26 protein-coding genes and 1 pseudogene are annotated in these 26,183 nt (G+C 58.4%); 16 read left to right on the top strand and 11 right to left on the bottom strand.

Annotated elements, in window-relative coordinates:
- Positions 1 to 49: 49 nt before the first annotated feature.
- The 9 genes from rsxA (at position 50) to gstA (ending at position 9,336) form a co-directional block, all read left to right on the top strand.
- Positions 50 to 631: an electron transport complex subunit RsxA gene (rsxA, locus tag GO007_RS20335; protein ID WP_095103128.1), complete on the top strand. Its 582-nt coding sequence runs from the start codon at positions 50 to 52 to the stop codon at positions 629 to 631.
- A gap of 1 nt (position 632) precedes the next feature.
- A complete protein-coding gene (rsxB, locus tag GO007_RS20330; RefSeq protein WP_095103126.1) occupies positions 633 to 1,211 on the top strand; it encodes an electron transport complex subunit RsxB in 579 nt (192 codons plus the stop codon).
- A complete protein-coding gene (gene rsxC, locus GO007_RS20325; RefSeq protein ID WP_095103124.1) occupies positions 1,204 to 3,480 on the top strand; it encodes an electron transport complex subunit RsxC in 2,277 nt (758 codons plus the stop codon). The genes rsxB and rsxC overlap by 8 nt, the downstream gene beginning before the upstream one ends.
- Entirely contained in the window at positions 3,481 to 4,533 is a 1,053-nt protein-coding gene (gene rsxD, locus GO007_RS20320; RefSeq protein ID WP_095103122.1) for an electron transport complex subunit RsxD, read from the top strand.
- A gap of 9 nt (positions 4,534 to 4,542) precedes the next feature.
- Positions 4,543 to 5,163: an electron transport complex subunit RsxG gene (rsxG, locus tag GO007_RS20315; protein WP_095103120.1), complete on the top strand. Its 621-nt coding sequence runs from the start codon at positions 4,543 to 4,545 to the stop codon at positions 5,161 to 5,163.
- A gap of 3 nt (positions 5,164 to 5,166) precedes the next feature.
- Positions 5,167 to 5,871 (top strand): electron transport complex subunit E, encoded by a 705-nt coding sequence (locus GO007_RS20310; protein WP_095103117.1) that lies wholly within the window; start codon positions 5,167 to 5,169, stop codon positions 5,869 to 5,871.
- Positions 5,871 to 6,509 carry an endonuclease III gene (gene nth / locus GO007_RS20305; RefSeq protein WP_095103115.1) on the top strand — a complete coding sequence of 213 codons (639 nt, stop codon included), beginning with the start codon at positions 5,871 to 5,873 and terminating at the stop codon, positions 6,507 to 6,509. The genes GO007_RS20310 and nth overlap by 1 nt, the downstream gene beginning before the upstream one ends.
- Before the next feature lie 607 nt (positions 6,510 to 7,116).
- Positions 7,117 to 8,622, top strand: a complete 1,506-nt coding sequence (dtpA, locus tag GO007_RS20300; protein WP_095103113.1) for a dipeptide/tripeptide permease DtpA — start codon at positions 7,117 to 7,119, stop codon at positions 8,620 to 8,622.
- 108 nt (positions 8,623 to 8,730) lie between these two features.
- Complete coding sequence (gstA, locus tag GO007_RS20295; RefSeq protein WP_095103110.1) at positions 8,731 to 9,336, top strand: glutathione transferase GstA; 606 nt, start codon at positions 8,731 to 8,733, stop codon at positions 9,334 to 9,336.
- Positions 9,337 to 9,382: 46 nt separating this feature from the next.
- Here the strand turns inward: gstA and pdxY are convergent, their stop codons facing one another.
- From pdxY to anmK, 5 genes are all read right to left on the bottom strand, one after another.
- Positions 9,383 to 10,243 (bottom strand): pyridoxal kinase PdxY, encoded by an 861-nt coding sequence (gene pdxY / locus GO007_RS20290; RefSeq protein WP_095103105.1) that lies wholly within the window; start codon positions 10,241 to 10,243, stop codon positions 9,383 to 9,385.
- 61 nt (positions 10,244 to 10,304) lie between these two features.
- Positions 10,305 to 11,579 carry a tyrosine--tRNA ligase gene (tyrS, locus tag GO007_RS20285; protein WP_095103101.1) on the bottom strand — a complete coding sequence of 425 codons (1,275 nt, stop codon included), beginning with the start codon at positions 11,577 to 11,579 and terminating at the stop codon, positions 10,305 to 10,307.
- Positions 11,580 to 11,826: 247 nt separating this feature from the next.
- Positions 11,827 to 12,483 carry a pyridoxamine 5'-phosphate oxidase gene (pdxH, locus tag GO007_RS20280; RefSeq protein ID WP_095103099.1) on the bottom strand — a complete coding sequence of 219 codons (657 nt, stop codon included), beginning with the start codon at positions 12,481 to 12,483 and terminating at the stop codon, positions 11,827 to 11,829.
- A gap of 57 nt (positions 12,484 to 12,540) precedes the next feature.
- Positions 12,541 to 12,864 carry a C-type lysozyme inhibitor gene (mliC, locus tag GO007_RS20275; protein ID WP_095103098.1) on the bottom strand — a complete coding sequence of 108 codons (324 nt, stop codon included), beginning with the start codon at positions 12,862 to 12,864 and terminating at the stop codon, positions 12,541 to 12,543.
- A gap of 91 nt (positions 12,865 to 12,955) precedes the next feature.
- Positions 12,956 to 14,080 (bottom strand): anhydro-N-acetylmuramic acid kinase, encoded by a 1,125-nt coding sequence (anmK, locus tag GO007_RS20270; protein ID WP_095103096.1) that lies wholly within the window; start codon positions 14,078 to 14,080, stop codon positions 12,956 to 12,958.
- 363 nt (positions 14,081 to 14,443) lie between these two features.
- Here anmK and slyB point away from each other — a divergent pair, with 363 nt between their 5' ends.
- Together slyB and GO007_RS29215 are read left to right on the top strand one after the other, a co-directional pair.
- A complete protein-coding gene (gene slyB, locus GO007_RS20265; protein WP_095103095.1) occupies positions 14,444 to 14,911 on the top strand; it encodes an outer membrane lipoprotein SlyB in 468 nt (155 codons plus the stop codon).
- A 171-nt stretch (positions 14,912 to 15,082) separates the two neighbouring features.
- Positions 15,083 to 15,622, top strand: a pseudogene (locus GO007_RS29215) (MASE4 domain-containing protein).
- Between the two features lie 133 nt (positions 15,623 to 15,755).
- Here the strand turns inward: GO007_RS29215 and slyA are convergent.
- Positions 15,756 to 16,196, bottom strand: coding sequence for a transcriptional regulator SlyA (slyA, locus tag GO007_RS20250; protein ID WP_071844932.1), 441 nt, complete (start codon positions 16,194 to 16,196; stop codon positions 15,756 to 15,758).
- Between the two features lie 170 nt (positions 16,197 to 16,366).
- Here slyA and GO007_RS20245 point away from each other — a divergent pair, with 170 nt between their 5' ends.
- Genes GO007_RS20245 through GO007_RS20235 form a run of 3 tightly spaced genes read left to right on the top strand, consistent with a single transcriptional unit; the run spans position 16,367 to position 19,534 of the window.
- A complete protein-coding gene (locus tag GO007_RS20245) occupies positions 16,367 to 16,603 on the top strand; it encodes a DUF1656 domain-containing protein (protein ID WP_095103090.1) in 237 nt (78 codons plus the stop codon).
- A 10-nt stretch (positions 16,604 to 16,613) separates the two neighbouring features.
- Complete coding sequence (locus GO007_RS20240; RefSeq protein WP_095103088.1) at positions 16,614 to 17,510, top strand: efflux RND transporter periplasmic adaptor subunit; 897 nt, start codon at positions 16,614 to 16,616, stop codon at positions 17,508 to 17,510.
- Positions 17,510 to 19,534 carry an FUSC family protein gene (locus GO007_RS20235; RefSeq protein WP_095103087.1) on the top strand — a complete coding sequence of 675 codons (2,025 nt, stop codon included), beginning with the start codon at positions 17,510 to 17,512 and terminating at the stop codon, positions 19,532 to 19,534. Before GO007_RS20240 ends, GO007_RS20235 begins: the two co-directional genes overlap by 1 nt.
- A gap of 96 nt (positions 19,535 to 19,630) precedes the next feature.
- Here the strand turns inward: GO007_RS20235 and GO007_RS20230 are convergent, their stop codons facing one another.
- Positions 19,631 to 20,527, bottom strand: coding sequence for an aldo/keto reductase (locus GO007_RS20230; RefSeq protein WP_095103085.1), 897 nt, complete (start codon positions 20,525 to 20,527; stop codon positions 19,631 to 19,633).
- A 48-nt stretch (positions 20,528 to 20,575) separates the two neighbouring features.
- On the bottom strand, positions 20,576 to 20,815 hold the full coding sequence (locus GO007_RS20225) for a DUF1289 domain-containing protein (protein WP_076946795.1): 240 nt from the start codon (positions 20,813 to 20,815) through the stop codon (positions 20,576 to 20,578).
- Positions 20,816 to 20,958: 143 nt separating this feature from the next.
- Between GO007_RS20225 and GO007_RS20220 the strand changes: the two genes are divergently transcribed.
- Positions 20,959 to 21,558, top strand: a complete 600-nt coding sequence (locus GO007_RS20220; RefSeq protein WP_095103083.1) for a TetR/AcrR family transcriptional regulator — start codon at positions 20,959 to 20,961, stop codon at positions 21,556 to 21,558.
- A gap of 53 nt (positions 21,559 to 21,611) precedes the next feature.
- Positions 21,612 to 22,709, top strand: coding sequence for an alkene reductase (gene nemA, locus GO007_RS20215; RefSeq protein WP_095103081.1), 1,098 nt, complete (start codon positions 21,612 to 21,614; stop codon positions 22,707 to 22,709).
- 77 nt (positions 22,710 to 22,786) lie between these two features.
- Here the strand turns inward: nemA and GO007_RS20210 are convergent, their stop codons facing one another.
- The 3 genes from GO007_RS20210 to GO007_RS20200 are packed head-to-tail and all read right to left on the bottom strand — an operon-like array spanning position 22,787 to position 26,183.
- On the bottom strand, positions 22,787 to 24,427 hold the full coding sequence (locus tag GO007_RS20210; RefSeq protein WP_095103079.1) for a dipeptide ABC transporter ATP-binding protein: 1,641 nt from the start codon (positions 24,425 to 24,427) through the stop codon (positions 22,787 to 22,789).
- Positions 24,424 to 25,245, bottom strand: a complete 822-nt coding sequence (locus tag GO007_RS20205) for an ABC transporter permease (RefSeq protein WP_095103077.1) — start codon at positions 25,243 to 25,245, stop codon at positions 24,424 to 24,426. The genes GO007_RS20210 and GO007_RS20205 overlap by 4 nt, the downstream gene beginning before the upstream one ends.
- A complete protein-coding gene (locus GO007_RS20200) occupies positions 25,242 to 26,183 on the bottom strand; it encodes an ABC transporter permease (protein ID WP_095103075.1) in 942 nt (313 codons plus the stop codon). Before GO007_RS20200 ends, GO007_RS20205 begins: the two co-directional genes overlap by 4 nt.

The raw sequence follows: 26,183 nt of genomic DNA, 5'->3' as shown, positions 1-26,183 counted from the left end.
TATCGTTTTATTCGATAATAGGCGGCTTTTTCCGTTTCAGGTCGAATTGATGGCTGATTATTTACTGCTCTTTATTGGTACCGTCCTCGTTAATAACTTCGTGCTGGTGAAGTTTCTTGGGCTGTGTCCGTTTATGGGGGTTTCCAAAAAGCTGGAGGCCGCTATGGGAATGGGGCTGGCCACCACCTTTGTGATGACGCTAGCCTCTATCTGCGCCTGGTTAATTGATACCTGGATTCTCATCCCGCTGGATCTGGTCTATTTACGCACGCTGACCTTTATTCTGGTCATTGCGGTGGTCGTGCAGTTCACTGAAATGGTGGTGCGCAAAACCAGCCCGGCGCTGTATCGCCTGCTGGGTATCTTCCTGCCGCTGATCACCACCAACTGCGCCGTGCTCGGCGTGGCGCTGCTGAATATTAACCTTGGACATAATTTTCTGCAGTCCGCGCTGTATGGTTTTGCGGCGGCGGTCGGCTTCTCTCTGGTAATGGTGCTGTTTGCCGCCATTCGCGAGCGTCTGGTGGTTGCGGACGTCCCGGCGCCGTTTCGCGGTAACGCCATTGCGCTGGTGACGGCAGGTTTAATGTCGCTCGCATTTATGGGCTTTAGTGGTTTGGTGAAGTTGTAATATGAGTGCTGTCTGGATAGCCGTCATTGCTATTAGCCTTCTCGGGCTGATTTTCGGCTTAATTTTGGGTTATGCCTCCCGCCGTTTTGAGGTGGAAGACGATCCGGTCGTTGAAAAGATCGACGAACTTCTTCCGCAAAGCCAGTGCGGCCAGTGCGGCTACCCCGGCTGCCGTCCCTATGCGGAAGCGGTAGGCCTGCAGGGTGAGAAAATCAACCGCTGCGCCCCCGGCGGCGAAGCGGTGATGTTAAAAATTGCCACCCTGCTGAACGTCGACCCGCAGCCTGCTGACGGCGATGCGCAGGAGGCCGAGCCCGTGCATATGCTGGCGGTCATCGACGAAAAAAACTGTATTGGCTGCACGAAATGCATCCAGGCCTGCCCCGTTGACGCCATTGTCGGCGCGACCCGCGCGATGCATACGGTGATGAGCGACCTCTGTACCGGCTGTAATCTTTGCGTCGCCCCCTGCCCGACGCAGTGTATAGAGATGGTTCCGGTTGCGACGACCACCGCAACCTGGAAATGGGATCTACACACCATCCCGGTGCGCATCATTCCTGTGGAACAACATGTTTAAGCTATTTTCCGCGTTCAGAAAAGACAAAGTCTGGGATTTCAACGGCGGTATTCATCCGCCGGAGATGAAAACCCAGTCAAACGGTACGCCGCTGCGCCAGGTCTCCCTTGCGCAGCAGTTTGTTATTCCGCTGAAGCAGCATATTGGCGCGGAGGGCGAGCTGTGCGTGCAGCCTGGCGATCGCGTCCTGCGCGGCCAGCCGCTTACCCGCGGCTGGGGAAAAATGCTGCCCGTACACGCCCCGACGTCAGGTATCGTCAGCGCCATCGCTCCGCATTCGACGGCGCATCCCTCCGCGCTGGCGGAGATGAGCGTTATCATTGATGCCGATGGCGAAGACCGCTGGATTGAACGCGACGGCTGGAGTGACTACCAGAGCAAATCCCGGGATGAGCTTATCGAGCGCATCCATCAGTTCGGCGTTGCCGGGCTGGGCGGCGCCGGCTTCCCCACCGGGATCAAGCTGCGCGGCGGCGGCGATAAAATCGACACCTTAATTATTAACGCCGCCGAGTGCGAGCCCTACATTACCGCCGACGATCGCCTGATGCAGGACTGCGCGGCGCAGATTATCGACGGCATTCGCATCCTGGCCCATATATTACAGCCGAGCCAGGTGCTGATCGGCATTGAAGACAACAAACCGCAGGCTATCTCCATGCTGCGTGCGGTACTCAGCGACGCGCACGGCATCTCCCTGCGCGTGATCCCGACCAAATATCCCTCCGGCGGCGCTAAGCAGCTGACGCAGATCCTCACCGGTAAGCAGGTTCCCCACGGCGGCCGTTCTTCCGATATCGGGGTCCTGATGCAAAACGTCGGCACCGCCTACGCGGTTAAACGCGCGGTGATTGATGGCGAACCGCTGACCGAACGCGTAGTGACTTTAACCGGGGAAGCGGTTTCGCGCCCGGGCAACGTCTGGGCCCGCCTGGGCACGCCGGTGCGCCACCTTTTGGATGACGCCGGTTTCTGCCCCAGCGCTGAGCCGATGGTGATTATGGGCGGCCCGCTGATGGGCTTTACCCTCCCGTGGCTCGACGTGCCGGTTGTCAAAATCACCAACTGCCTGCTGGCCCCGTCGGCCAGCGAAATGGGCGAGGCGGAAGAAGAAAAAGGCTGCATCCGCTGTAGCGCCTGCGCCGATGCCTGCCCTGCCGATCTGCTGCCGCAGCAGCTGTACTGGTTCAGTAAAGGCCAGCAGCACGACAAGGCCACGACCCACAATCTGGCCGACTGCATTGAATGCGGCGCCTGCGCCTGGGTCTGCCCGAGTAATATTCCGCTGGTGCAGTACTTCCGTCAGGAGAAGGCCGAGATCGCGGAGATTCGCCTGGAAGAGAAGCGCGCGGCCGAAGCCAAAGCCCGTTTTGAAGCCCGCCAGGCGCGTCTGGAGCGCGATAAGGCCGCGCGCCTTGAACGGCATAAGCAGTCTGCCGTACAGCCCGCAGCGAAAGATAGCGAGGCGATTAACGCCGCCCTCGCCCGCGTGCGGGAAAAACAGCAGGATGCGGCGCAGCCGATTATCATTCAGGCGGGCGCTAAGCCGGATAATAGCGAAGCCATCGCCGCGCGCGAAGCGCGTAAAGCCCAGGCTCGCGCCCGTAAAAGCGAACAGTCTGAGATCGCGCCTGAGCAGCCGGCCAGCGCAGGTCTCGATCCGCGCAAAGCCGCGGTAGAAGCCGCTATTGCCCGCGCCAAGGCTCGCAAAGCCGAACAGCAGCAGGCTGACGTCGCGGCCGCGCCGGCGGCTGAGGGCGTAGACCCGCGCAAAGCTGCGGTAGAGGCCGCAATCGCCCGCGCCAAGGCCCGCAAAGCCGAACAGCAGCAGGCTGACGTCGCGGCCGCGCCGGCGACTGAGGGCGTAGACCCGCGCAAAGCCGCGGTAGAGGCCGCCATCGCCCGCGCCAAGGCCCGCAAAGCCGAACAGCAGCAGGCTGACGTCGTCGTGGCCGCGCCGGCGAATGAGGCCGTCGATCCGCGCAAAGCCGCGGTAGAAGCCGCTATTGCCCGCGCCAAGGCTCGCAAAGCCGAACAGCAGCAGGCTGACGTCGCCGTCGTGCCGGCGGCTGAGGGCGTAGACCCGCGCAAAGCCGCGGTAGAGGCCGCTATCGCCCGCGCCAAGGCCCGCAAGGCCGAACAGCAGCAGGCTGAGGTCGCTGCCGCGCCGGCGGCTGAGACCGTCGATCCGCGCAAGGCTGCAGTCGCAGAAGCAATCGCCCGAGTTCAGGCCAGGAAAGCATCCCGGCAGGCAGTTAACGAGGATTAAATGGTTTTCAGAATCGCAAGCTCTCCCTATACCCACAACCAGCGTCAGACCTCGCGGATTATGCTGCTGGTGCTGCTCGCCGCCGTACCCGGCATCGTGGTGCAGACCTGGTTTTTCGGCTGGGGCACCGTGCTGCAGCTTATCCTGGCGGCCTTAACCGCCTGGGGAACCGAAGCCGCCGTCCTCAAACTGAGAAAACAGAATATTGCCGCCATTCTGGCCGACAACTCCGCGCTGCTGACCGGCCTGCTGCTGGCCGTCAGTATTCCGCCCCTTGCGCCCTGGTGGATGGTTGTCCTCGGTACCGCCTTTGCCGTTATCATCGCCAAGCAGCTGTACGGCGGGCTGGGGCATAACCCGTTTAACCCGGCCATGATTGGCTACGTCGTGCTGCTGATCTCCTTCCCTGTGCAGATGACCTCCTGGCTGCCGCCGCAGGAGATTGCGGCCCACATTCCAGGCTTTACCGACGCGCTGCGGGTCATTTTCACCGGCCATACCGCCTCCGGGGGCGATATGAACGCCCTGCGCCTCGGGGTCGACGGTATCAGCCAGGCCACGCCGCTGGACACCTTTAAAACCTCCCTGCACGCCGGCCATAAGGTGCAGGAGATCCTCCAGTACCCGATATTCGGCGGCACGCTGGCGGGGCTTGGCTGGCAGTGGGTTAATATCGCTTATCTGGTCGGCGGGCTGTTCCTGCTGTGGCAGAAGACGATTCGCTGGCATATTCCGCTCAGCTTCCTGCTGAGTCTGGCCGTATGCTCCACGCTCGGCTGGTTTTTCTCGCCGCAGAGCCTGGCCGCGCCGCAGATACATCTGCTGTCCGGCGCCACCATGCTCGGCGCGTTCTTTATTCTGACGGATCCGGTAACCGCCTCCACCACCAACCGCGGACGCCTTATTTTCGGCGCGCTGGCGGGTCTGCTGGTCTGGCTCATTCGCAGCTTCGGCGGCTATCCTGACGGCGTTGCCTTCGCCGTGCTGCTGGCGAACATTACCGTTCCGTTGATTGATTACTACACGCGTCCCCGCGTGTATGGCCACCGCTGAGGACCCGTCATGTTAAAAAGCATGCGCAAACACGGCATCACGCTGGCGCTTTTCGCCGCCGGCTCCACCGGCCTGACGGCGGCTATCAATGAGCTGACCAAATCGACTATTGAAGATCAGGCGGCTCAGCAGCAAAAGGCGCTATTTGACCAGGTTCTGCCCGCAGATCTGTATAATAACGATCTGCTGAAGAGCTGTTATCTCGTCTCCGCCCCGGCGCTGGGGAAAGGACAGCGTAAGATCTGGATTGCTAAAAATAACGACATCCCGGTGGGTGCGGTAATGGAAACCACCGCGCCGGACGGCTACTCCGGGGCGATTCAGCTGCTGGTCGCCGCCGACTTTAAAGGTACCGTCCTCGGCACCCGGGTGACCGAACATCACGAAACGCCGGGCCTTGGCGATAAAATTGAGCTGCGTCTTTCTGACTGGATCACCCATTTTGCCGGCAAAGTTATCCACGGGCAGAATGACGGCCGCTGGGCGGTTAAAAAAGACGGCGGCGATTTTGACCAGTTTACCGGCGCGACCATTACGCCGCGCGCGGTCGTCAACGCGGTTAAGCGCGCTGGCCTGTATGCACAAACGCTGCCAACGCAGATTCCCGAATTCACCGCCTGTGGAGACTAGAGCATGAGCGAAGTAAAAGACGTTATTGTTCAGGGGTTGTGGAAAAACAACTCCGCGCTGGTCCAGCTGCTGGGGATGTGCCCTCTGCTTGCCGTGACCTCCACCGCCACCAACGCGCTGGGATTAGGGCTGGCAACCACCCTGGTTCTGACCCTGACCAACCTGACTATCTCCAGCCTGCGCCGCTGGACGCCGGCCGAGATCCGTATTCCAATTTACGTGATGATCATCGCCTCGGTGGTGAGCGTCGTGCAGATGCTGATTAACGCCTACGCCTATGGCCTCTATCAGTCGCTGGGGATTTTTATCCCGCTGATTGTAACTAACTGCATTGTCGTCGGCCGCGCCGAGGCTTTTGCGGCCAAAAAGGGCCCGGCTCTGTCGGCGCTGGATGGTTTCGCAATTGGCATGGGGGCCACCTGCGCCATGTTTGTGCTCGGCTCGCTGCGTGAGATCATTGGTAACGGTACTCTGTTTGACGGCGCGGATAGTCTGCTCGGCGGCTGGGCAAAAGCGCTGCGCATCGAGGTCTTCCATACCGATACCCCCTTCCTGCTGGCGATGCTGCCGCCGGGGGCGTTTATCGGCCTCGGAATGATGCTGGCGGTCAAATATCTTATTGATGAGCGAAGCAAGCAGCGCAAGGCCCGGGCGGTAAGCGCCGAAACCCCGGTCGTTGCGCCCTCTGACGCCACCGGGAAAGCCTGATGAATAAGAGCAAACGTCTGGAAATTCTGACCCGCCTGCGGGATAACGACCCGCATCCCACCACGGAGCTCAATTTCAGCTCGCCGTTTGAGCTGCTGATCGCCGTACTGCTCTCGGCGCAGGCGACCGACGTCAGCGTCAATAAAGCGACGGCGAAGCTCTATCCGGTTGCCAACACCCCGGCGGCGATGCTTAGCCTGGGCGTCGATGGGGTCAAGTCGTATATCAAAACCATCGGCCTGTTTAACAGCAAAGCGGAAAACGTCATTAAGACCTGCCGGATCCTGCTGGAGCAGCATAATGGCGAAGTCCCAGAGGACAGAGCCGCGCTGGAAGCGCTGCCCGGCGTCGGGCGCAAAACCGCCAACGTGGTACTCAATACCGCCTTCGGCTGGCCGACGATTGCGGTAGATACGCATATTTTCCGCGTTTGCAACCGGACACAATTTGCCCCCGGTAAGAACGTCGAGCAGGTTGAAGAGAAGCTGCTGAAGGTGGTTCCCGCCGAGTTTAAGGTGGACTGCCACCACTGGCTTATTCTCCACGGCCGCTATACCTGCATCGCCCGCAAGCCGCGCTGCGGTTCCTGCCTGATCGAGGACCTCTGCGAGTTCAAAGAGAAGGTCTACGCTGCCTGATGTCCGCTCCCTGAGCAAAACCATTACCCTGTCTGTGGTAATGGTTCTGTTCATACCCTTTCATCCCTGCCACTTTCGCCATAATTTCGCCAGTTAACAGGGCGATCGTCTGCTCATATAACTCTCAGCCAGGTTAATCATTTTTTACGAAGAAAAAATTTCTATACATTTGTGATCCAGATCATCCATGCAACTCAATGTTAATTTATTGTTGCTTATTTGATAGTTAAAGCCAGCAATTGCAATATCTGAGCCCTGCTTATCAGGACAATACCCCATCATTTTTTAGGATTATAGCCTATATCACTGGGTTCAAGGCTGATCAGCAGAATATATCGCCTTTATGCACCGCCATGCGGATGCAGACAGATAAAAATATCACCAATGGCGAAACGGTGAAGTTTAACTCTGCATAACATTTGAATGACCGGCGTATTATAACGCCTCGGTTATGTGTAACAGAGTATTACAAAGCTATTGCCTGAACGGTCAGGATAGTGAACATTACCTGCCGTTTTCCCTCCAGAATAACTATAAAGGCGGCGGTCATCGAAGATTGCGCCCCGAACACCCCCCGTTAATATGGGATGTAAAAAAAGAGGTATATGTGTCAACTGCAAACAATAAACCAGCAGAAAGCGTGAGTTTGAACGCTTTCAAGCAGCCGAAATCGTTCTACCTGATCTTCTCGATCGAATTATGGGAGCGTTTTGGTTATTACGGCCTGCAAGGGATCATGGCCGTTTACCTGGTAAAACAGCTGGGTATGTCAGAAGCGGATTCTATTACACTCTTCTCCTCCTTCAGCGCGCTGGTCTACGGCCTCGTGGCTATCGGCGGCTGGCTGGGCGATAAAGTGCTCGGCACCAAGCGCGTCATTATGCTGGGTACGATCGTACTGGCGATCGGCTATGCGCTGGTCGCGTATTCCGGACATGACGCCGCTATCGTTTATATGGGTATGGCGACTATCGCCGTCGGTAACGGCCTGTTTAAGGCTAACCCGTCCTCCCTGCTGTCTACCTGTTATGAGAAAGACGACCCGCGTCTGGACGGTGCATTTACCATGTACTATATGTCCATCAACATCGGTTCGTTCTTCTCGATGCTGGCTACCCCGTGGCTGGCAGCGAAGTTCGGCTGGAGTATCGCCTTCTCCCTGAGCTTTGTCGGCATGTTGATTACGCTGGTGAACTTTATGTTCTGCAAGAAATGGGTGAAAAACTACGGTTCTAAACCCGACTTCGCCCCGGTTCATTACGGCAAACTGCTGGCCACCCTCGTCGGCGTGGTTATCCTGGTGGTTATCGCTACCTGGCTACTGCATAACCAGGGCATCGCTCGTATGGTTCTGGGCGTGGTTGCGCTGGGCATCGTCATCATCTTCGCCAAAGAAGCTATCGCCCTGAAGGGCGCCGCGCGTCGTAAGATGGTTGTGGCCTTCATTCTGATGGTGCAGGCGATCGTCTTCTTCGTCCTTTACAGCCAGATGCCGACGTCCCTGAACTTCTTCGCCATCCGCAACGTTGAGCATGCCATTATGGGCATCAGCTTCCAGCCGGAGCAGTTCCAGGCGCTGAACCCGTTCTGGATTATGATCGGTAGCCCGATTCTGGCCGCCATCTATAACAAGATGGGCGACCGTCTGCCGATGCCGCACAAGTTTGCTATCGGTATGATTCTCTGTTCCGCCGCATTCCTGGTGCTGCCGCTGGGCACCAAATTCGCCACCGATGCCGGTATCGTGTCGGTAAACTGGCTGATTCTGAGCTACGCGCTGCAGAGTATTGGCGAGCTGATGATTTCCGGCCTGGGTCTGGCAATGGTTGCCCAGCTGGTTCCGCAGCGTCTGATGGGCTTCATCATGGGCAGCTGGTTCCTGACCACCGCGGGCGCAGCAATTATTGCAGGTAAGATTGCTAACCTGATGGCCGTTCCGGAAAACGTAACCGACCCGCTGGTTTCTCTGAACGTTTACGGTCACGTATTCATGCAGATTGGTATCGTGACGGCCGTAATCGCCGCGCTGATGCTGCTGACGGCGCCGAAGCTGAATCGTATGACTCTGGACGACGATAGCGTCGCTAAAGATCGCGAGACGGCAACAGCCTAACCGCTTCGGGAAAACCACTTAATTTAGCCGCTAACCTGCCGTTAGCGGCTTTTTTTTTACCCCTGCGCGGACTACCATACAGAAAACTGCAGCCACAAGGAGTTACCGATGAAACTGTTCTACAAACCCGGCGCCTGTTCTCTTGCTTCGCATATCGCCCTGCGCGAAAGCGGGCTGGATTTCACCTTGCAGGGCGTGGACGTAATGAAAAAGCGTCTTGAAAACGGGGATGATTACCTGCTGATTAACCCGAAAGGCCAGGTTCCGGCGCTGCTGCTTGACGACGATCTCCTGCTGACGGAAGGCGTGGCGATTATGCAGTACATTGCCGATCGCGTCCCGGATCGACAGCTGCTGGCCCCGGTGGACACCATCGCCCGCTACCAGACGCTGGAGTGGTTGAACTACGTCGCAACGGAGCTGCACAAAGGCTTCACCCCGCTGTTTCGTCCGGACACGCCGGAAGATTACAAACCGACGGTACGCGCGCAGCTGGAGAAGAAGCTGCAGTATATTGACGAATCACTGGAGGATAAGCAGTGGCTGAACGGCCATCGTTTCACCATCGCCGATGGCTATCTGTTTACCGTACTGCGCTGGGCGTACGCGGTGAAGCTGAATATGGCAGGCTATCGCCATATCGAGGCGTGGATGAAGCACATCGCCGCGCGCCCGTCGGTGGCGGCGGCGCTGGAAGCGGAAGGACTGAAGTAAGGTTGATTGCCCTGCCCGGGCGCGGCTCCGGGCAGGCTGTCAGCGCCTACAGCTGCGTGGCGCTGAAGAGATGCTCAGGCAGCGCAATGCGATCCTGCGCCGCCACGACCTGCAGCTCATACTCCTGCATTGCTTTGGTCGCCAGCATGATTTCGTACACCGCGGCGGTGACGTGCTCCAGCGCATCGCGCAGGCTCGCTCCCTGCAGAAGCTTCACCAGCAGCAGGCCGCTGGTCACATCCCCCACCCCCACCGGCTGACGCAGGCCAAAGTCCACCAGCGGACGGCTGATATGCCAGGCTTCGTCGCGCGTCACCAGCAGCATTTCAAAACGGTCCATGCTAATCCCGGCGCGCGACAGGTGCTTCACCAGCACCACTTCCGGCCCTTGGGCAATGAGCTCCCGCGCGGCGGCCACCGCTTCGCCGACGTTCGCCACCGGATGCTCGCAGAGAATTTCCAGCTCCAGCAGATTCGGGGCAATAATATCGCTGGCAGGCAGCGCATGGCGCACGTGAAACTCGGCTACGCCAGGTGCTACGATGCAGCCCTTTTCAGGATGGCCCATCACCGGATCGCAAAAATATTTTGCCGCCGGATTGGCCGCTTTCACCTGACGAACAATCCCGAGAATATGTTCGCCCTGTTCCGCCGATCCCAGATAACCGCTGAGCACCGCGTCGCAGCGCTGAAGCTGATTAATATCAGCGATGCCCTGTACGATCTCGGTCAGATGCGCTGGCGGCATAACGCAGCCGGTCCATTTACCGTACTGAGTATGGTTTGAGAACTGCACGGTATTGAGGGGCCAGACGTTCGCGCCAAGGCGGCGCATCGGAAACTCGGCGGCGCTATTGCCGGCATGGCCAAACACAACGTGAGACTGGATGGCGAGGATATTCTTCATCTTGGATACCTGACAGCAAAAAATAAGGGGCGTGGTTTCCCACGCCCCTGCCTTTACGCAATTACTTCCAGCAGACCAGACAGTAATTTTTCTTACCGCGGCGCAGTAAGGTATAGCGACCAAACAGGCGATCGCCTTCGCCGAAGACATACTCCGGGTCGGCCTGTTTTTCACCGTTGATGGTCACCGCGTTGGAGGCGATGGTTTTACGCGCCTGGCCACGGGATGGCTGCAGCTCGGAATCCACCAGCGCCTGCATCAGGTCGGCGCCTTGTTCCATTTCAATCATCGGTACGCCGTCCTGCGCCAGCTGCTCGAAGTCCGCTTCGCTCAGCTCGCTCAGGTTGCCGTTAAACAGGCTCTCGGTAATGCGTTTTGCGGCGATCAGGCCCTCTTCACCATGCACCAGACGCGTCACCAGTTCCGCCAGCACGTACTGCGCGCGCGGAGCCTTACCGCTGTTTTTGTCTTCTTCCTCAAGGGCATTGATCTCGTCAATTTCCATAAAGGTGAAGAACTTCAGGAAGCGATAAACGTCGGCATCCGCGGTGTTGATCCAGAACTGGTAGAATTTATACGGACTGGTTTTCTTCGGATCCAGCCATACCGCGCCGCCTTCGGTCTTACCGAACTTGGTGCCATCCGCTTTGGTGATCAGCGGAACGGTCAGACCAAATACCTGGTTCTGATGCAGGCGACGGGTCAGGTCGATACCGGAGGTAATGTTACCCCACTGATCCGAACCACCGATTTGCAGCGCAACCCCGTGCAGCTCATTCAGGCACGCGAAGTCGTAGCCCTGCAGCAGGTTATAGGAGAACTCGGTAAAGGAGATGCCCTGATCGTCACGGTTCAGACGCTGCTTAACCGCTTCTTTATTGATCATCTGATTGACGGAGAAATGCTTGCCGATATCACGCAGGAAGGTCAGCACGTTCATGCCGCCAAACCAGTCGTAGTTATTCGCGGCAATGGCCGAGTTGTCTCCGCAATCAAAGTCGAGGAAAGGCGCGACCTGTTTACGAATTTTATCAACCCACTCCTGCACGGTGTCTTCGGTGTTCAGTTTACGCTCGGCGGCTTTGAAGCTCGGGTCACCAATCAGACCGGTCGCACCACCCACCAGCGCCACAGGCTTATGGCCTGCCTGCTGGAAGCGTTTCAGGCATAACAATGGAACAAGATGCCCCAAGTGCAAGCTGTCGGCGGTAGGATCGAAGCCGCAATAGAGCGCGATCGGGCCTTGCGCCAGTCGCTCTGCTAACGCTTCCTCGTCTGTCACCTGGGCTACCAGCCCCCGCTCTTGCAATTGTTTAATCAAGTTACTGCTTGCCATCAAATTCTCCATGTATAAACGACTGCACCTTTGCCGGTACACGACTTTTCGCCAGACGCGAAAAAATACTACACAAAATGATTCAGGCTGCATCAAAGCGGCAAGCATGGGAAGCCTCAGGCGCTTACGCGGGTAAGCTACCGGATGAGCAGGCATGGCCAGCTACGATGCAGCGTGAAAAATGAAGCCTATAGAATAAAGCGCCGGGGAACGTAGTACCAGCGCTTAAAACAACATTTTGCGTCCTTTATGGCGCCAGGCGGTCGATTTGCCAGCCGTCGTTTTGCCGCTGGTACAGAAAACGATCGTGCAGACGATGCTCGCCGCCCTGCCAGAACTCCATCTGTTCGATATTGACGCGGAACCCGCCCCAGAAGCTCGGCAGCGGCACTTCGCCCTGCTGGAATTTTTGCTTCAGCTCAAGGAACTTGCTTTCAAGAATACCGCGGGCAGAAATGCGGCTGGACTGGCGGGAAACCCAGGCACCGATCTGGCTATCGCGCGGGCGGCTGTGGAAATACTTAATCACTTCCAGCGTCGACAGACGTTCAGCTTTGCCGCTCACCATCACCTGGCGCTCCAGCATATGCCACGGAAACAGCAGGCTCACGCGGGGATTTTTTTCGATCTGGTGCGCTTTGCGGCTGCCGAGGTTGGTGTAAAACACCAGCCCCTTTTCGTCATAGTGCTTTAACAGCACGATACGCTGATAGGGCTGGCCGCTTTCATCAACGGTGGCCACCACCATCGCCGTGGGGTCAGCCAGCCGGGCATCGCAGGCCTGTCGGAGCCAACGCTCAAACAGCGTCAGCGGTTCGGCGGGAAGATCGTGGCGACGCAGGCCGCCACGGGTATACTCTCGGCGCAGATGCGCGATTTGCTGCAATTCGTCGTTGTCTGACATGGCAATTGAGAAAATAGTCGTCGGGTGGCGTCATTGTGCGCCCCCGGGAGAGAAATCTCAACGTTTGGCGGTTTGCAGCTGGCAGTTTTCCAGCACCACGCGGTCGTGTTTGTAGACCGTGGCACCGTCGCCTTTTGACCAGAAGACGTATACGCCGTCGGTATAGCGCGCCCCCGACGCCGATAGCCCCTGCTGCAGATTCAGCTGCTGGTTATCGTAAATGAAGCTTACCTGCTGGCGGGCGTTATTGAGATGAACGGTCAGCGGTTTCTGATCGCACTGATACTCCAGCGTATCGGTCTGCATGCGCTCGACAAACTGGTTGTAATAGCTACAGCCTGCGAGCATAAAAGGTATCGCTGCGATAAGGATTTTTTTCATTTGGTTGCCTTCGACTTTCCCGGTCCAGGAGGGTACTGACCCTCCACTCACTTCATCCAGTTTACCGGTTAATAAAATATAGCGAATTCAGTTAACTCTGATTCTGCGGCGCATTCGCCGGGAAAATCGCGCCAAGGATGGAGGCTTCTGCGGCACCGGTCACCGACGGCAGGTTGCCGGGCAGCCCGGACATAGTCCGCCACGCCAGCCACGCAAAGGCCAGCGCTTCCATATCGTCACCGCTGATCCCCGCCGCATCGGTGGTAGAGACCTCCGTACCCGGCAGCAGCGCCGCCAGCCGCGCCATCAGCAGCGGATTACGGGCCCCGCCGCCGCACACCAGCAGCCGCTCGCAGCCGCCGCTGAGCATCACCTGTTCACTAATCGTGACCGCGGTAAGCTCCGTCAGCGTGGTCTGAACGTCCTGCGGGCTAACGCCGGGATAGCGGGCCAGATGCCGCTGCAGCCAGCCATAGTTGAAGTATTCCCGCCCGGTACTTTTCGGCGCGGGCAGCGCGAACCACGGATCGCTGAGCATATCCTGCAGCAGCGGCAGCAGCACCTTGCCTCCGCTGGCCCAGTGGGCATCTTTATCGTAGGGTTTACCGCACTGACGCCAGATCCACGCGTCCATCAGCATATTGCCAGGACCGGTGTCGTAGCCGCGGACCGGCAGACCGGGCGCCAGCAGCGAGAGATTAGCGATGCCGCCAACGTTTAGCACCATCCTGCGCTCAACCGGATGCGCCAACAGCGCGTGGTGGAAGGCCGGAACCAGCGGCGCGCCCTGGCCCCCAAGAGCCATATCGCGACGGCGAAAATCACCCACCACCGTGATGCCGGTATGGGCGGCAATCTGGTTATTGTCACCGATTTGCAATGTGTTAGGCGCATCGCCCATCGGCTCGTGCCAGACCGTCTGACCGTGGCAGCCAATCGCAACGATCTCCGAGGCCTGCAAATTCTCCTGGCGCATTAGCGCCCGTACCGCATCGGAAAACAGCCGACCAAGGCGCGTATCAAGCTGTCCTAACTGCGATAAGGTGAGCGGCTGCCCCTGACAGATAGCCAGAATCTCTTCTTTTATTGCGATAGGGATGGGATAGGTCAGGCTGGCCTGCTGGGCCACAATACTTTCGTTAATTACCGCCAGAACCACATCGATGCCATCCAGGCTGGTGCCAGACATTACGCCAATAAAGCGACCTGATTTCATACGCCTTCCTTCATTCCATGACTCTCGTATAGCGACACTCCATCATAAAGACGGGGTCATTGCTATGGGACAATAATTTTTTTTAACACTAAAACGGATAAACCTTAAATCATTCCGGCTGTCAGATAATCAGGTTTTAGCCGCTTTAAAACGGCGCCAAAGCCTGAACAGAGAAGCCCGAAGCCTCGCAGTTATAAACGCGACGCTTCGCGTAAAGCGCTTACGTTTAGCTGCGGTTAAGACGTTTTTGCTTATTATTTTTCATATTGTCCATGCGGAAGCTATGCCAGCTGGCGCTTAAATGCCATATAATTGACCACATGGAAGTTCAACAGAACGCTATTTGGTGAAGGAGATTCATAAATGATTTTACGTGTTTTGGCTGTCTCGATGATTGGTTTTACTCTTGCGGGCTGCGTCAGCAGCAGCGGCCTTTCCGGTGATGTTTACTCCGCATCCGAAGCCAAACAGGTCCAGAGCGTAACTTACGGAACCATCGTTCATACCCGCGCGGTTCAGATCCAGGGCGGCGATGACAGCAATGCCATCGGTGCTATCGGCGGCGCAGTTCTGGGTGGATTCCTCGGTAACACCATCGGTGGCGGCACGGGCCGTTCGCTGGCAACGGCAGCAGGCGCAGTTGCGGGCGGCGTAGCCGGCCAGGGCGTCCAGGGCGCAATGAATAAAACCCAGGGCGTTGAGCTGGAAATCCGTAAGGATGACGGCAACACCATTCTGGTGGTCCAGAAACAGGGCAGCACCCCGTTCTCCGTTGGCCAGCGCGTCGCGATTGCCGGCAGCGGCAGCCAGGTCACCGTGTCCCCGCGTTAATATTCTTTCATGCGGCCTTTCGGGGCCGCATTATTCCCCAAAGATCAAGATATTGAATCCGGCCATATCGTTTTGCGGTTCAGCCGCCCCTGACGTTATAGTCGCACATCGACGTCCAGTCCGGTGCTGTTGCCGGTATTGACTATATTTTTATTGATATTACACCTCACTATGAAGTACTGGTGCGTTCGGGAGCGCCTGCATCTGACCGCCATTGCCTGCGCCTACGGCGGATCGGCGCTGCTGGTGCCGGGAAGGTTTAGCGGCCATTCGGACTGGCTTCTCTGCAACCAGGGCCATACCTGACGCTAGCGCCGCGCTGATTTTCTTTATCTTCCGCGCAACGCGATGCTGGTCATACTCTTTACTCCCGCGATTATTTTATATCACTTCCGCCATAGCCCGCGCCTCACCAGAAAGGTTCATACCGTTATTCTGACGAGCTGCCCGAGTTTTACGACGCTGATAATTACTCCGTCATGGCTTTATTCAAGTAATCATCCGCTCTGGCATAACCGTATTGGCCGGGTTATAGTCGCTAGTTGGTTAATAACGCTAATGCTGCTGGTTTATATAAGCCGATTGCGCAATATATTCTGGTACAGCGGCGCCTTCTTTTGTTCGGACTATATATTTACGCTACCGGTGCTAATCCCGCAGAGTGACATGCTGTATTCGTGGTATCACGCGCGGCGTATTTACCGCCGTTGACGGTCGCCTGACGACCGAAGAGTGCGGATGCGGCAATGTACGAAGCGAAAAACGGCGGACGCAACCGCGTCGTCGTGCGGCATGAGTCGAAGTAGAGAATGAAGGGCCTTGAGAGATCAAGGCCCTGAACAGGTTAATCTTTTGCCTGGAGGTCCAGAATATTGTGTTCCAGTTTGCGGATCAAACCGAGCAGCATTTCAACCTCTTGCGTCGAGACGCCAGCCAGAATTTCATCGCGCGTTTTGCTGATAACCTCTTCCATCTCATTGATCAGCGGCTCCGCTTTTTCCGTCAGCCGAATACGCTTCGCCCGCCGATCGTTGGCGCAGGTCTGGCGAGAAATGAGACCTTTCTCCTCCAGCTGATCCAGCGTACGCACCAAAGAAGGCTGCTCAATTCCGATGGCTTTCGCCAGTTGAATCTGCGACTGCTCAGGCGGCAGCTGATGGATGTTATGCAGCGTGACCCAGTGCGTCTGCGTTAACTCCAGAGGTTTCAGGCGATGGTCGATCAGCGCGCGCCAGACGCGCACTAAACGTGCCAGATCAGAACCCAGTGGCGATTCCAATTTCATCTCCTTATAATTAGCTTGCTAAGTTATTATACTGATTTTAGAATAGTGTGCAGCATTTAAATAATCAAAACAAATGAATTACCTGATTCACTAATATGAAAACAATGATTTACAATGCAAATAATAGCATTACCTGACATTCTCCCTGCAACGGCAAAGGATTTTTGCTTGTGAAACTGAGTCTTAACGCTTGCGGATTGTCGCTCCAGGACCTGGTGTTTGGCGCTTCTATCTATTTCCCCCCTCTGTTTAAAGCCGTCCTGCTGGGGTTCTTTATCTGGCTGGTGCTTCATCGTCAGCTGCGCGACTGGATGTACGCCGGCGATATCTGGCACCCGCTGCTGATGGATCTCTCCCTGTTTGCGCTTTCAGTGTGTCTGGCACTGGTTCTGTTGACCGTCTGGTAATGTTAACTCAATGAAAAAAATAAAATACTTCTCAACCCTACTGATTGCGGCGCTGGCGATTATTGCCGCCTGGCTGGTCTGGAACTACTACACGCAATCGCCGTGGACCCGTGACGGCAAGGTGCGCGCCGAGCAGGTCAGCATCACGCCTCAGGTATCCGGCAGCATCCTGCAGCTTAACGTCCGCGATAACCAGCTGGTGAAAGCCGGAGACGTGCTGTTTAAGATCGATGACACCCCCTATCGTATTGCCTTGCTCGACGCCGAGGCACAGCTGGCCAAAACCCGAGCCGATCTGGCGAAGGCCCAGGTGGAACAGGCAAAAGCCGCGAGTGACGCCGCCCGCCGCCGAAATCTGTCGCGAAACGTGATTTCCGCCGAAGATCTGGAAAGCGCCGGCACCGCGCTGAATACCGCCAACGCGGTCCTCGAAGCGGCCAAAGCCGTGATGGGCGTCGCGCAGGCCAGTCTCGAACGCGCCCGCTGGCAGCTCAGCCAGACCGTGATTAAGGCGCCGGTTGACGGCTGGGTCACCAATCTCTCCACCCGCGTTGGCGACTACGCCTCCGTCGGCCGCCCCCAGTTCGCGCTGGTGGACAGCCACTCGTTCTACGTCATTGGCTATTTTGAAGAAACCAAGCTGCGTCATATCCGCGCCGGGGATAGCGCCGAGGTGATTCTCTATAGCAGCAAGCAAAAGTTACAAGGTCACGTTTCCAGCATTGGCCGCGCCATTGTTGACCAAAGCGTTGAAAACGGCGCCGCGCTGGTGGCGGATATTAAACCGAATATTCCCTGGGTACGCCTGGCCCAGCGGGTGCCGGTACGCATAGAGCTGACCGGCCTGCCGCAGGAGATCACGCTTATCTCCGGCACCACCTGTACCGTTTCTATCGGCCGGCCATAGTGAAGGTGCAGGCCCTGACGTGGCGCGCGCTTCCCTGGGTTAAGGCCAGCCGGGCGCAGTGGCGATACGCGCTGCGCAACGGCATTGCCATGTGCCTGGCGCTGAGCGTCGCCTACTGGCTGAACCTGGATGAGCCCTACTGGGCGATGACCTCAGCGGCGGTGGTCAGTTTTCCTACCGTCGGCGGCGTGATCAGCAAAAGCTTTGGCCGTATCGCCGGCAGCCTGCTCGGCGCCTGTGCCGCCCTGCTGCTGGCCGGCCATACCCTGAACGATCCGTGGCTGTTCTTATTCAGCATCTCGGCATGGATCGCGCTTTGCACCTGGGCCTGCGCGATGTACACCAACAACGTGGCCTACGCTTTCCAGCTTGCCGGCTATACCTGCGCCATTATTGCCTTCCCGGTTATCAACGTTACCGACGCCAACGAGCTGTGGAGCATTGCCCAGTCGCGCGTTTGCGAAGTCATCGTCGGGATCCTTTGCGGCGGGGTCATGATGATGATCCTGCCCAGCACCTCCGACGGCACCACGCTGCTGACGGCGTTGAAAAATATGCATGCGCGCCTGCTGGAGCATGCCAGCCTGCTGTGGGTACCGGAAACTACCGATGCGATTCGCACCGCCCACGAAAGCGTTATTGGCCAGATCCTGACCATGAACCTGCTGCGTATTCAGGCCTTCTGGAGCCACTACCGCTTCCGCCGGCAGAATCCGCTGCTGAACTATTTGCTGCACCAGCAGCTGCGTATGACCAGCGTCATCTCCAGCCTGCGCCGGATGCTGCTCAACTGGCCCGATGCCCCCAGGAATACCCGCGCGGTGCTGGAGACGCTGCTGAGCGAGCTGGCCAGCCCGCGCGCCGATCTCTACTCCGTCGCCCGCATTATCGCCCCGCTGGCGCCCGGTGCCACGGCCGACTACCGGCACCTGGCGTTCTGGATGCGCCTGCGCTACTTCTGCCGCCTGTATCTGCAGAGCAGCCGCTGGATAGCCCGGGTGGAGAACGCGACGGCGGTGACCGAATTCAACGTTCCTTCAGCGCCCGCGCTGGCCCGCCACACCGATCAGGCGGAAGCGCTGTGGAACGGCGTGCGAACCTTCTGCGCGCTGGTGATGGTCGGGGCGTGGGGCATCAGCACCCAGTGGCAGTCCAGCGCCGCCGCGCTCACCCTCGCCGCTATCTGCTGCGTGCTCTACTCCATCTCGCCCTCGCCGTTTAAATCGCTGACGCTGCTGATGCGCACGCTGGTGCTGCTCTCTCTGTTCAGCTTTGTGGTCAAATTCGGCCTGATGGTGCAGATAACCGATTTATGGCAATTTTTGCTGTTCCTCTTCCCGCTGCTCACTACCATGCAGCTGCTCAAGCTGCAGATGCCGAAGCTGGCGGGTCTGTGGGGGCAGCTGATCGTTTTTATGGGTTCGTTTATTTCGGTGACCAACCCGCCGGTCTACGACTTTGCCGCATTTCTCAACGATAACCTGGGGAAAATCATCGGCGTAGGCCTTGCCTGGCTTGCCTTCGCGGTGATAAGTCCGGGCTCGGATGCGCGCAAGAGCCGTCGTCACATCAGAGCGTTACGGCGTCACTTTGTCGATCAGCTTAGCCGCCATCCGCAGCATAGCGAGCACGAGTTTGAGTCTCTGGTTTACCACCATATCAGCCAGCTGAGTAACAGCCAGGATGCCCTGGCGCGCCGCTGGCTGCTGCGCTGGGGGGTTGTGCTGCTTAACTGCTCCCACGTGGTGTGGCAGCTTCGGGAATGGGAAACCCGCTCCGACCCGCTCTCTCAGGTGCGCGACCTGTGCATTAGCCTGCTGCGGGATGTGATGAGCGAGCGCGGCGTTCAGCAGCGGCCGCTGGCGTCGACGCTGCAGGAGCTACAGCGCATTTGCGACACGCTTAGTCATCATCATCAGCCGGCGGCGAAGGAGCTGGCGGCGGTTATCTGGCGCCTCTACTGCGCGCTGTCGCAGCTGGAGCAGGCGCCTGTCGTCGGAACGATAGAAGAAAGGACGGCGTGAGGCGTTGGCGCTGAAAGAAAAAACCCGGAGAGCGGCGCGGGCCGTATCCGGGTTTATCGGGGCGTATCACGAGCGCCGGTAACGCTCTTGCGTCGCTTACGGGACGTCGTATCCCAGCGCGGCTTTGCGGATGCGGAACCACTGCTGACGGGACATATTCAGCTTTTCTGCCACCAGCGCGGAGCGGACGCGCTCAATCTTGCCGGAGCCAATAATCGGCAGCGGCTGCGACGGCAGGCGCAGGATCCACGCGTAGACCACCTGCTCGATGCTTTCGGCATTAAGCTCCCTGGCAACCTGGGCCAGCTCATCGCGCAGCGGCTGGAAGCTTTCATCATTAAACAGACGGCCACCGCCCAGGCAGGACCACGCCATCGGCCTGATCCGCAGCTGCTGCAGCTGATCTAAGGTGCCGTCCAGCAGCAGCGGCTGGTGCACCGGCGAGATTTCCAGCTGGTTAGTCGACAGCGTAAACGGCAGGCGCGATTGCAGGAGGGTAAACTGGGCCGGCGTGAAGTTTGAGACGCCGAAGTGGCGCACCTTGCCGCTGTGGTGCAGCGCGAGGAAGGCTTCCGCCACCTCATCGGCATTCATCAGCGGATCCGGGCGATGAATCAGCAGCAAATCGAGATGGTCGGTAGCCAGATTACGCAGCGACTGCTCGGCGCTGAGCACAATATGGTCGCGATCGGTAATATAGTGGCCAATGGTATTTTCCGCCCGCGCCATCGTGGCGATGCCGCATTTGCTGACGATCTCCATCCGGCTACGTAGCTGCGGAGCCAGCTTCAGCGCTTCGCCAAACGCCGCCTCACACTGATAGTCACCGTAAATATCCGCATGATCGACGGTTGTGACGCCAAGATCCAGGTGCTGCTCAATAAAGCTGACCAGCTCTTTCGCGGACATATTCCAGTCCATCAAACGCCAGTAGCCCATAACAAAACGCGAGAATTCCGGCCCCTGCGGAGCCATAGCAATACGCTGAACCATAACAACGTCCTCAACAAAAAAGTGCTTTGAGTATACCCATTTTTGCAATTAAAACAGTGAGGGTTGCTGCGGTTCTTCCGCTGTTTCCGCCTTAGCCGCGCGTAATTTGCGCAACAGGCGCTGGCGACACAGCCGCAGAACGTCCTGCTTTTGTACGTCGCTCATCGTTTGCCAGGCAAAACGCTCCTCGCGGCTGCGCAAACAGCCGCGACAATAGCCGCGTTCGTCCGACTGACAAATTCCCCGGCACGGACTCTGTACCGGGAAAAACTCCAGCTGCTCTGCCACCTCACGCCTCCGGTTGCCTCTTTCTCTCTCTCATTGAAGACGTTTCATCCGCGGTTGGCAACTTTTGTTGCTCAGCCTCTACGCCACACATCATTTAAATTTATCACTTGCATTAGACCAATCGGTCTACTACAGTGAGCGGCATGAACAAACATAGCGAATGCGATACCCGCGAACATATCCTGGCCACCGGCGAACAGCTGTGCATGCACCGCGGCTTTACCGGCATGGGCCTGAGCGAACTGCTGAAAACGGCGGAAGTGCCGAAGGGCTCTTTCTATCACTATTTTCGCTCAAAGGAAGCTTACGGGGTTGCGCTGCTGGAACATCACTACGCCGGCTATCTGCAGCGGCTGGTGGAGCATTTCGCCCACGGCGAAGGCAACTATCGCGATCGCCTGCTGGCTTACTATCAGCATACGCTTACCCAGTTTTGCCAGCAGGGCATTATCAGCGGTTGCCTGACGGTGAAGCTGTCGGCGGAAGTTTGCGATCTGTCGGAGTCGATGCGTACCGAGATGGACAAAGGGGCCAGCCAGATTATTACCCTGCTTGGCGAAGCGCTGGACAAGGGGCGTCAGGAAGGCAGCCTGGTTTTCAGCGGCGACGCGTTAACCCTGTCGCAGGTGCTCTACTCCTTGTGGCTGGGCGCCAACCTGCAGGCCAAAATTACGCGCAGCGCAACGCCGCTTGAAAGCGCCCTTGCCCATGCCAAAAGTATTATTGCCGCGCCTGGCGTTTGACAGGCGTTTTTATTTAACCCATTTCAAGACGACCGGTCTACTCAGGAGTCATTATGTCCGAATCAAAATTGTTTACCCCGTTGAAAGTGGGTGCGGTCACCGTACCTAACCGCGTGTTTATGGCTCCGTTAACCCGCCTGCGCAGCATTGAGCCCGGCGACATCCCTACTCCGCTGATGGCCGAGTATTACCGTCAACGCGCCAGCTCGGGACTGATTATTTCGGAAGCGACGCAGATCTCCGCCCAGGCTAAAGGCTATGCCGGCGCCCCGGGTCTGCACAGCCCTGAACAGATCGCGGCCTGGCAGAAAATCACCGCCGGCGTTCACGCCGAAGCGGGACATATTGCCGTACAGCTGTGGCATACCGGTCGTATCTCACATAACAGCCTGCAGCCAGGCGGCGCGGCGCCGGTTGCGCCGTCCGCAATCAGCGCCGGCACCCGTACGTCGCTGCGTGATGAGAACGGCCACGCCGTTCGCGCCGATACCTCCATGCCGCGGGCGCTGGAGCTCGATGAGATCCCAGGGATCGTCAACGACTTCCGCCAGGCGGTAGGCAACGCGCGCGACGCCGGCTTCGATCTGGTGGAACTGCACTCCGCCCACGGCTACCTGCTGCACCAGTTCCTCTCCCCGACCTCTAACCATCGTAGCGATCGGTACGGCGGCAGCGTTGAAAACCGCGCTCGCCTGGTGCTGGAAGTGGTGGAGGCGGTCAGTAAAGAGTGGAGCGCCGATCGCATCGGTATCCGCGTATCGCCAATCGGCAGCTTCCAGAACGTCGATAACGGCCCGAATGAAGAAGCCGACGCGCTGTATCTGATTGAAGAGCTTGCTAAACGAGGTATCGCCTACCTGCACATGTCCGAGCCGGACTGGGCCGGCGGCCAGCCGTACAGCGATGAGTTCCGTCAGAAGGTTCGCGCGCGCTTCCCGGGCGCCATTATCGGCGCGGGCGCCTATACGGTTGAAAAGGCCAACGATCTGATTAGCAAAGGCCTGATTGACGCCGTCGCTTTCGGTCGCGACTTTATCGCCAACCCCGATCTGGTTGCCCGCCTGAAGCATAAAGCGGCGCTGAACCCGCAGCGTCCGGAGAGCTTCTACGGCGGCGGCGCGGAAGGCTATACCGATTATCCGACGCTGTAACGCCCTCTTTTACAGCGGCCAAAGAAATAGCGGCGGAGTACCGCCGCTATTTTTCGTATATCCGCCCGTTAATCCGCTCACGCCGGCTGCTGCAGCTGGTATCCTCCCTGCTCCCGCGCTATAAGAACCGGCAGGCAGCTTAGCAGCCGCTGCGTATAGGGGTGCTGAGGATTATCCAGAACGTCATCACTCCACCCGCTCTCGACCAGGCTCCCCTTTTCCATCACCAGCACTCTGTCCGCTATCTGCTCGACGGCACCGAGATCGTGCGTAATAAACAAACAGGCAAACCCGTAATGCTGCTGTAGCCGCTTGAGCAGTTCGAGAATTTGTTTCTGCACCGTCATATCCAGCGCTGAAGTCGGCTCATCGGCAATGATAAAGGCCGGACGCCGGACAATCGCCCGCGCAATCGCCACCCGCTGGCGCTGGCCTCCCGAAAGCTGATGGGGATAGCGGGACATAAACAGGCTTCCCAGTCCAACCTCATCCAGCACCTCGCGAACCCGCTGTTCGCGAGCGCTGCGGTTCATCGTCGCCACCAGCAGCAGCGGCTCTTCAATAAGTTGCGCGACGCGCATCCGCGGGTTAAGCGAGGAGAACGGGTCCTGCTGGATCATCTGACACTCCCGTCGCCAGGTGGTCATCAGCGCCTTATCCGCTGGATCCAGCGCCCGCCCCCGAAACGCCAGCACGCCCTGGCTGGCCTTCAGCATTCCCGCTATAAGCTTGCCGATGGTGGTTTTACCGGAACCGCTCGCGCCGACCAGCGCCACCGTCTCACCGGCGCGCACGTTAAAGCTGATCCCTTTTACCGCGTGCGTCACCTTTGCCGGGCGGAACCAGGACTTACGTCCTACGTAGCGGATATCGACGTCCGTCAGCGCAATGACGCTTTCCGCCGCCAGCAGGCGCTGGCGGTCCGGCGCCGGCTGGCGTACCGGCAGCGCTTCCAGCAGACGCCGGGTATAGGCGTGCTGCGGTTCGGCCAGCAGCCGCTGGCTGCCGTTCTGCTCAACCACTTCGCCTTGCTCCATCACCATAATGCGTGATGCATAGCGCGCAACCATCGACAGATTGTGGCTAATCAGAATCACGGCGCTGCCCTTTTCGGCGGTTAGCCCCAGCATCAGATCCATAACCTCATGCTGTACCAGCACGTCCAGGGCGGTGGTCGGCTCGTCGGCAACAATCAGTTTCGGCTCAAGCAGCATGACCGCGGCGATCATCACCCGCTGACGCATCCCTCCCGAAAACTCATGGGGATAAGAGCCTAATAATTTCCCGGCATCAGCCAGACCGACGCGCTCCAGCATCGCAACGATCTTTTCCCGCCGCGCGGGCTCGCTGAGGCGGGTGTGTAACGCCAGCCCTTCATCAAGCTGGCGGCCAATGGTCATCGCCGGGTTTAGCGATGTCATCGGCTCCTGAAAAACCATACCGATGCCCGCACCGCGCAGCTCGCGCAGCTGCTCCGCGGCGAGGTGATTGAGATCGTGGCCGTCAAAGATTAGCGAATCGGCAAAGCTGGTTACCCCCGTCGGCAGCAGCGAAATTAAGGAGCGCATCGCCAGAGTTTTACCGCTGCCGGACTCCCCGACCACCGCCAGCACTTCGCCGGGAGCGAGCGTAAACGAGATGCCTTTTACGACTTCACGCCCCGCGACGCTAACCCGCAGGTTGCTGACCTGCAATAATGCGGTTGTGTTGTTCATCATTGCATCCTCGGATCGAGATAATCACGTAACGCGTCGCCCAGCATGTTGACCCCCAGCAGCGCCAGCGATATACAGACGCCCGGCAGGAGCGCAAGCCACGGCGCCTGGGCGAGATAGCTGCGGCTGGCGGCCAGCATATTGCCCCACGTCGGCTCCGGAGGCGGCACGCCGAGACCGAGAAAGGAGAGCGCGCTTTCGGAAATCAATACCCAGCCCAGCATCGAGGTAGCCAGCACCGTCAGGGGCGCCAGGCAATTAGGAAGAATATGACGGCGTAGGATCGCCCATTCATTGTGCCCCATGACCCTCGCCGCGGAGACAAACTCCGCCTCGCGTAGCCCCAGCACGGTGCCGCGAACGATGCGCACCACCGAGGGGGTGTAGGCCAGACCCAGCGACAGAATAATGCCGTAGCGGTTGTTGCCGAGGATGCTCAACAGCGCCAGCGCCAGCAGAATGCCGGGAAAGGCCAGCAGCGCGTCGGTCAGCATCATAATCAGCCGGTCCACCGCGCCGCGCAGGTAGCCGCTGATCAGCCCCAGCGTAATACCGACCAACAGCGCAAAGCCAACCGTCACCAGAGAGATAGTCATACTGGCATTGGCTCCGGCCAGCAGGCGACTCAGCACGTCGCGACCGTATTCGTCGGTGCCCAGCAGGTGACCCGCTCCCGGAGACTGCAGGCGCGCCAGAATATTGATCCGCGACGGGTCCAGCGGGGTCCAGAAGAAGCCCACGATGCCGGCCAGCGCGATGGTGCCAATCAGCGCTATTCCCAGCAGCGCGTTTGGCGCGAGGACGATATGTTTTCTCTTCACGCAGAAACCCTCGGATTGAACAGTGGATAGAGCGCATCAATCAGCAGATTGGTGAGCACATAGAGCGTGGCGATAAACAGCATACATCCCTGAATAACCGGATAGTCGCGGGCATAAATGGCATCCACCAGCAGGCGGCCGAGCCCCGGCAGACTGAAGACCGTTTCCGTCACCGCCACCCCGCTGAGCAGGTTGCCGAGCGTCAGGCCAATCAGCGTCCACGTCGGCCCAAAGGCATTCGGGAACACGTGGCGCGTTAGGACCGCGCGCTCGCGCAGCCCCTTCGCCCGGGCGTGGGAAACATAATCAAGCCGCAGCACCTCCAGCGTACTGGCCCGCATCATGCGGACCAGCGCGCCGATCTCCACCAGCACCAGCGTCATCACCGGCATCAGCAGATACAGCAGCCCCGCCTTCAGGTCATCGCTCAATGAGACGTAGCCGACAACCGGCAGCCAGCCGAGCTTCAGGCCAAGCAGCAGCAGAATAAGCAGCCCCATCCAGAAGCTCGGGATCGACAGCAGAAACGTGGAGAACATCACCAGCCCGGTATCCAGGGAGGAGTTCTGTTTCCACGCCGCCAGCATTCCCGCAGGCACCGCCAGCAGCGAGGCGATAACGATGGCTACCAGCACCACGCTTAGCGTCACGCCGAAGCGCTGCAGAATCAAAGGCAGTACCGGCTGACCGCTCTGAATTGAGTGGCCAAAGTCGCCGTGCAGCACGTTAGCGGACCAGATAAAGAACTGCTGCACTATCCCCTGATCCAGCCCCATGCTGTGGCGCAGATCGGCAAGGCTGGACTCCGTCGCCATATCCCCCAGCATCAGCAGGGCCGGGTCGCCCGGCACCATGCGCGTCAGCAGAAAGACCAGCACGGTCACCAGCAGCAGCGTCGGAATAGCGGTCAAAATACGGGTAAGCAGAAACTGCAACAT

The sequence above is a fragment of the Klebsiella sp. 10-1 genome (assembly GCF_009758445.1).
Classification (GTDB): Bacteria; Pseudomonadota; Gammaproteobacteria; order Enterobacterales; family Enterobacteriaceae; genus Klebsiella; species Klebsiella scottii.
The sequence above is the reverse complement of the archived record's forward strand: the minus strand, read 5'-3'. Positions and strand labels throughout refer to the sequence as shown.

Coding starts and splice junctions, on each gene's coding strand:
- rsxG (WP_095103120.1), top strand. CDS start 4,543: ATGTTAAAAAGCATGCGCAAACACGGCATCACGCTGGCGCTTTTCGCC.
- rsxA (WP_095103128.1), top strand. CDS start 50: ATGGCTGATTATTTACTGCTCTTTATTGGTACCGTCCTCGTTAATAAC.
- tyrS (WP_095103101.1), bottom strand. CDS start 11,579: ATGGCAAGCAGTAACTTGATTAAACAATTGCAAGAGCGGGGGCTGGTA.
- rsxC (WP_095103124.1), top strand. CDS start 1,204: ATGTTTAAGCTATTTTCCGCGTTCAGAAAAGACAAAGTCTGGGATTTC.
- rsxD (WP_095103122.1), top strand. CDS start 3,481: ATGGTTTTCAGAATCGCAAGCTCTCCCTATACCCACAACCAGCGTCAG.
- GO007_RS20230 (WP_095103085.1), bottom strand. CDS start 20,527: ATGGTTCAGCGTATTGCTATGGCTCCGCAGGGGCCGGAATTCTCGCGT.
- mliC (WP_095103098.1), bottom strand. CDS start 12,864: ATGAAAAAAATCCTTATCGCAGCGATACCTTTTATGCTCGCAGGCTGT.
- nemA (WP_095103081.1), top strand. CDS start 21,612: ATGTCCGAATCAAAATTGTTTACCCCGTTGAAAGTGGGTGCGGTCACC.
- GO007_RS20310 (WP_095103117.1), top strand. CDS start 5,167: ATGAGCGAAGTAAAAGACGTTATTGTTCAGGGGTTGTGGAAAAACAAC.
- pdxY (WP_095103105.1), bottom strand. CDS start 10,243: ATGAAGAATATCCTCGCCATCCAGTCTCACGTTGTGTTTGGCCATGCC.
- GO007_RS20240 (WP_095103088.1), top strand. CDS start 16,614: ATGAAAAAAATAAAATACTTCTCAACCCTACTGATTGCGGCGCTGGCG.
- GO007_RS20220 (WP_095103083.1), top strand. CDS start 20,959: ATGAACAAACATAGCGAATGCGATACCCGCGAACATATCCTGGCCACC.
- GO007_RS20200 (WP_095103075.1), bottom strand. CDS start 26,183: ATGTTGCAGTTTCTGCTTACCCGTATTTTGACCGCTATTCCGACGCTG.
- slyA (WP_071844932.1), bottom strand. CDS start 16,196: ATGAAATTGGAATCGCCACTGGGTTCTGATCTGGCACGTTTAGTGCGC.
- slyB (WP_095103095.1), top strand. CDS start 14,444: ATGATTTTACGTGTTTTGGCTGTCTCGATGATTGGTTTTACTCTTGCG.
- pdxH (WP_095103099.1), bottom strand. CDS start 12,483: ATGTCAGACAACGACGAATTGCAGCAAATCGCGCATCTGCGCCGAGAG.
- gstA (WP_095103110.1), top strand. CDS start 8,731: ATGAAACTGTTCTACAAACCCGGCGCCTGTTCTCTTGCTTCGCATATC.
- nth (WP_095103115.1), top strand. CDS start 5,871: ATGAATAAGAGCAAACGTCTGGAAATTCTGACCCGCCTGCGGGATAAC.
- rsxB (WP_095103126.1), top strand. CDS start 633: ATGAGTGCTGTCTGGATAGCCGTCATTGCTATTAGCCTTCTCGGGCTG.
- GO007_RS20210 (WP_095103079.1), bottom strand. CDS start 24,427: ATGATGAACAACACAACCGCATTATTGCAGGTCAGCAACCTGCGGGTT.
- anmK (WP_095103096.1), bottom strand. CDS start 14,080: ATGAAATCAGGTCGCTTTATTGGCGTAATGTCTGGCACCAGCCTGGAT.